This window comes from Phenylobacterium sp., assembly GCF_036502675.1.
Lineage (GTDB): Bacteria > Pseudomonadota > Alphaproteobacteria > Caulobacterales > Caulobacteraceae > Phenylobacterium.
The window spans coordinates 1-5,119 of sequence record NZ_DASXYF010000074.1; the positions used below are offsets into that span (position 1 = coordinate 1).

The 5,119-nt window shown below is 70.5% G+C and carries 5 protein-coding genes; 3 read left to right on the forward strand and 2 right to left on the reverse strand.

The window, feature by feature from the left end; genetic code table 11:
* The coding region (locus tag VGL30_RS08965; protein ID WP_331539043.1) for a DNA translocase FtsK at window positions 1–2,133 on the reverse strand (2,133 nt) is incomplete at its 3' end.
* A gap of 203 nt (window positions 2,134–2,336) precedes the next feature.
* On the opposite strand from VGL30_RS08965, the gene VGL30_RS08970 reads away from it, so the two are divergent.
* Window positions 2,337–2,696: a hypothetical protein gene (locus VGL30_RS08970; RefSeq protein ID WP_331539045.1), complete on the forward strand. Its 360-nt coding sequence runs from the start codon at window positions 2,337–2,339 to the stop codon at window positions 2,694–2,696.
* 255 nt (window positions 2,697–2,951) lie between these two features.
* On the opposite strand, the gene VGL30_RS08975 is transcribed toward VGL30_RS08970, so the two are convergent.
* Window positions 2,952–3,569 (reverse strand): alpha-ketoglutarate-dependent dioxygenase AlkB, encoded by a 618-nt coding sequence (locus VGL30_RS08975; protein ID WP_331539047.1) that lies wholly within the window; start codon window positions 3,567–3,569, stop codon window positions 2,952–2,954.
* Window positions 3,570–3,588: 19 nt separating this feature from the next.
* On the opposite strand from VGL30_RS08975, the gene VGL30_RS08980 reads away from it, so the two are divergent.
* Together VGL30_RS08980 and VGL30_RS08985 are read left to right on the forward strand one after the other, a co-directional pair.
* Window positions 3,589–4,071, forward strand: coding sequence for a hypothetical protein (locus tag VGL30_RS08980; protein WP_331539049.1), 483 nt, complete (start codon window positions 3,589–3,591; stop codon window positions 4,069–4,071).
* 186 nt (window positions 4,072–4,257) lie between these two features.
* The coding region (locus VGL30_RS08985) for an Hsp70 family protein (protein ID WP_331539051.1) at window positions 4,258–5,119 on the forward strand (862 nt) is incomplete at its 3' end.

Consider the following 5,119-nt stretch of genomic DNA (forward strand, 5'->3'; position numbering starts at 1 on the left):
ATCGCCGCCGCCGTCCTCGTCGTCCTCGGCGATGGCGGTGACTTCCTCGAGGTATTGCGGCTGGCCCTGCTCGCGCAGCGCCTTGGCCACGGCTTCCACCTCGCCGTCGGAGACGAACGGGCCGTGCAGGCGGGTCACGCGGCCGCCGCCGGCCATGTAGAGCATGTCGCCCTGACCCAGCAGCTGTTCGGCGCCCTGCTCGCTCATGATGGTCCGCGCGTCGATCCGCGAGGTCACCTGGAAGCTGATCCGGGTCGGGAAGTTGGCCTTGATGGTGCCGGTGATCACGTCCACCGAGGGGCGCTGAGTCGCCATGATCAGGTGGATGCCGGCGGCCCGCGCCATCTGCGCCAGGCGCTGGACGGCGCCTTCGATCTCCTTGCCGGCCACCATCATCAGGTCGGCCACCTCGTCGATCACCACCACCAGGTAAGGCATCGGCTCGGGCGTGATCTTCTCGCTCTCGTAGATCGGCCGGCCGCCCTCGTCGAAGCCGGTCTGGACGGTGCGTTCGAAGTGCTCGCCCTTGGCGGCGGCTTCCTTGGCGCGCTCGTTGTAGGAGGCGACGTTGCGCACGCCGATCTTCGACATGCGGCGGTAGCGGTCCTCCATCTCCCGGACCGTCCACTTCAGCGCCACGATGGCCTTCTTGGGATCGGTGACAACGGGCGCCAGCAGGTGCGGGATGCCGTCGTAGACCGACAGCTCCAGCATCTTCGGGTCGATCATGATGAACCGGCACTGGTCCGGCGGCAGGCGGTAGAGGATCGACAGGATCATGGCGTTTACGCCCACCGACTTGCCGGAGCCGGTGGTGCCGGCGATCAGCAGGTGGGGCATCTTGGAGAGGTCGGCGATGTAGGATTCGCCGCCGATGTTCTCGCCCAGCGCCATGGGCAGGGCCTGGGTCGACTTCTCATATTCCGGCGAGGCCAGCAGGTCGCGCAGATAGACGGTCTCGCGCTTGGCGTTGGGCAGCTCGATGCCGATGGCGTTGCGGCCCGGGACCACCGCCACGCGGCAGGCGCTGACGCTCATGGAGCGCGCGATATCGTCGGAGAGCGCCACCACCCGGGCCGACTTCACGCCGGCGGCGGGGACCAGTTCGTAGAGGGTGACGACGGGGCCGGGGCGGATCTGGTCGATCTGGCCGCGGACGCCGAATTCGGCGAGCACGCTTTCCAGCAGGCGGGCGTTCTGGCGCAGGGCGCCCTCGTCGAAGCTGGCGGCGCGCGGCTTGGGCTTCGCGAGCATGGAGAGCTCGGGCATCTTGAAGCCGCCCGGCTTGACGAAGTCGAAGGCGTTCTGGCTTTCGCGCTGCTCGCGGGCGGATTCGCGGTGGGCGGCCTTCGGCGCCCTGATGGCGGCGGGGGTGTCGGCGACCAGCTCGGCGAGGGCCGGCTGCGCAGGCGTCTCGCCGGCGGGCCTGGCGACCCTGGCGCCGGCTTCGCGGCGGCGGGGCGCGGGTTCGGCGGCGGCGCGGGACGGCGGAACCGCGGCCTTACGGCGCAGGGCGCCCCGGATCCAGGGGCCGGCGGCGCGCAGGTCGACCTCGCGCACGCCGACGGCGTAGCCCAGGCCCAGGGCGGCAACGGCGGCCAGCATGAGGGCCGCGACGGGCGTCGCGCCCGGGAGGTGCAGGAAATGAAAGAGCCCCGCGGCCGCGTGCAGCACCCCGTCGCCCCAGAAGCCGCCCAGTCCCTTGGCGAGCGGCCAGGCCGAGGGCGGGGCCGGCCAGGCCAGCAGGCCCGCAAGCGCCAGCACGCCCGCCGCGCCGGCCAGCGCGCGCAGCCGCACATGGCCGCGGACCCGGGCGGGATCGAGCGCGGTGACGCGGGAAAGGCCGAACAGCACCATCAGCAGGGCGGCCACGCCCCCCGCCAGGCCCAGGGACTGCAGCCCGGCGTCGGCGATGGCGGCCCCCGCGCCGCCCAGCGCATTGGTGGGCGCGGCGGCCGAGGCGGCGTTCAGGCTGGGGTCGGCGGCGTTGTAGGTGGAGAAGGCGACGGCCGTGGCCACGCCCAGGGCGGCGAGCACGCCGCCCCGCAGGCGGGCCGTGTTCGGGTGGGTCCAGGCCAGGGCTGCGATATGCAGCCCCAGGTCAAGTCCGGTTTTCCGCGCCGTCCGCGCCATTCGCACCCTCCGTTCAGGATGGCCATCTTCTGGCGCCAGAGGGTTAAGAGGCGTTTACGCTAGATCGAGCCCGGACGGTTTTCGCCGCGGCGAATGTGCAGGGTCAGGCGGCGCGAGGCTGCAACCCGCAAGCCTCAGACGGCGCTTCCGCTTTTCCGGCGCGGCGAATAAGTTCGTCAGCCATGTGGTCCATGCCTCGAAACGTGCTGCAAGTGGTCGCCAGCGGAGTCGCCTGCTGCGCCGCCCTGGGATTCGTCCTGGGGCTGAACGGCGCCGGCCATCGCCCGCGCCTGCCGGGCGAAACCTCCGATGTTTCCGACACCCCGCCGCTGGTCGCCGCCGACGCGCGGCCGATCAGCCCCGACGAGATCGCCCCGCCCGAGCCTGCGGAGCCCGGGAAGGACGACAGGAAGGACGACGAAAAGGCTGCGCCCGCCAGGCTGGCGGAAGCGCCGCCGGAATCCGCCGCCCCGCAGCCGCTCGACATTCCCCCGACGTCGGACAAGGTGGGCGACATCCTCGACGCCGCGTCGCAACCGCCGCCGGACGAACCGCCGCATTAAGGCGGAAAGGGCGCCTCAAAGCGTGATAGCCGGAAGCGGAAGCCGGTTCCGGCCACCATCACGCTCTGTTTCAAAGACTTGCTGAACGTGTTTGGTTCGAAGAGAACCAAACACGTTCTAGCCGCCGAACGCCGCGCCCGCCACGGCCCGTCGCGACAGGTGGAAGTCCTCTGGCTCGGGCCTTCGGGTCGGGGGAGGCTGAACATGGGGCCTCTCCGGGCTTCGCCGTGATCGTCGCCTGGAAGTATGCGCGAGTCAAAGCGCCGCTGGTCCGGCCCGGCGCAGCGTCAGGTTGATCCGTCCGCCCTGCGACAGCAGGCGCGAGGAGCCGGCCAGGACGCGGTCCACCCCATGGTGGGACAGGCGCCCTTCGCCCGCCAGGCGGCAGACGTCCCCCGACGCCAGGCGCAGCGAGCGGGTGGGCTCGCCCCGCCGGACGCCGCCGATGCGGAACACCGCGGTGTCGCCCAGCGAGACGGACAGCACCGGATGGCTGAAGTCGGCCTCGTCGCGGTCCTGGTGCAGCCCCATCCTGGCGTCCGCGCCATAGAGATTGACCAGGCAGGCGTCCGGCGGTGTTGCGGCGTCGCCGAGCTCGGCCCAAAGAGCGAGGAGCGCCCGCGGAATGTCGGGCCAGGGCTGGCCGGTGACCGGGTGGCGGGCTTCATAGCGGTAGCCGCCGGCGTCGGTGATCCAGCCCAGGGGGCCGAAGTTGCTCATCTCGACGCTCATCGGCTTGCCGCCGGGCGTGACCGGCCGGTAGGGCGGCGCTTCGGCCAGGCGGGCCAGGACCTCGTCCGCCAGGGCGCGCTGGGCTGCGGCGTCCAGGCGGCCGGGCCAATAGTCGAAACCCACGTTAGAAAGCTGCGCCATCTCCGCTCATATAGCGTGCATGACCCGTCCCGCGACCATGGCGGCCCTGGAGATCCGCCGGTTCACGCCGGCCGAGCGCGGCCTGGCGCGCGCGCAGTTCGGCGCCGCGCTCGATCCGGACCGGGTGCGCCTGCTGGCCCTGCCGGTCTGGCGGCGGGCCTTCGTGCCGAACGGGCGGCTGATCGTCTGGCCCGCGGCCGAGGCCCTGGCGGACTTCGGGGCGGCCGGGACGCCGCTGGCCGTGCAGGCCGGCTTCGTCCACGAGCTGACCCACGTCTGGCAGGCGCAGACCGGCGTCAACATGCTCGCCGCCAAGCTGCGCGCTGGCGACGGGGCGCACGCCTACGCCTACGATCTGGAGCGCGGCCCGGGCTTCGGCGAGTTGAATATCGAGCAGCAGGCCATGGTCGTGGAGCACGCATTCCTGGCGTCGCACGGGGCGGCTGCGCCGCATCGGCCGGAAATCTACCAGGCCGCGCTGCCCGACTGGGGCCGCGCCTGAGTCATATCCCTGACGACTTTAGGGGATTTCGCCCTTGCAGCCCCCCAACGGTTTCCCATATCGCGGACAGGCCGGAGCCGCTATTGGCGACCGGTGAGACTTTCCCGAACCGGGGACGTCCGATATGGGCGCTTCGCCAGAAGGCCCCCGCGGCGTCCGCCAACAAGGAGCGAGCAAGACTCTCCCATGAGCAAGATTATCGGCATCGACCTCGGCACGACCAATTCGTGCGTCGCGATCATGGACGGCAAGCTGCCGAAGGTGATCGAGAACGCCGAGGGCGCGCGCACCACCCCCTCCGTCGTGGCCTTCATGGACGACGGCGAGCGCATCGTCGGCCAGCCCGCCAAGCGGCAGGCGGTGACCAACCCCTCCAACACCCTCTTCGCCATCAAACGGCTGATCGGCCGGCAGTACGCCGACCCGGTGGTGGAGAAGGACAAGCACATGGTGCCCTACGAGATCGTCAAGGGCCCGAACGGCGACGCCTGGGTGCGCGCCCACGACAAGGACTATTCGCCTCAGCAGGTGTCCGCCTTCATCCTGCAGAAGATCAAGGAGGACGCCGAGCGCTTCCTGGGCGAGAAGGTCGAGAAGGCGGTGATCACCGTCCCGGCCTACTTCAACGACGCCCAGCGCCAGGCGACCAAGGACGCCGGCAGGATCGCCGGCCTCGAGGTCCTGCGGATCATCAACGAGCCGACCGCCGCGGCGCTGGCCTATGGGCTGGAGAAGAACGACGGCAAGAAGATCGCCGTCTACGACCTGGGCGGCGGCACCTTCGACGTCTCCGTGCTGGAGATCGGCGATGGCGTCTTCGAGGTGAAGTCGACCAACGGCGACACCTTCCTCGGCGGCGAAGACTTCGACCAGCAGATCATCAACTTCCTGGCCAAGCGCTTCCTCGAGACCAACAAGATCGACCTCACCAAGGACCGCATGGCGCTGCAGCGGCTGAAGGAAGCCGCGGAACGCGCCAAGCACGAGCTCTCCAGCGCCACCGAGACGGAGATCAACCTCCCCTTCATCTGCGCGGACCAGACCGGCC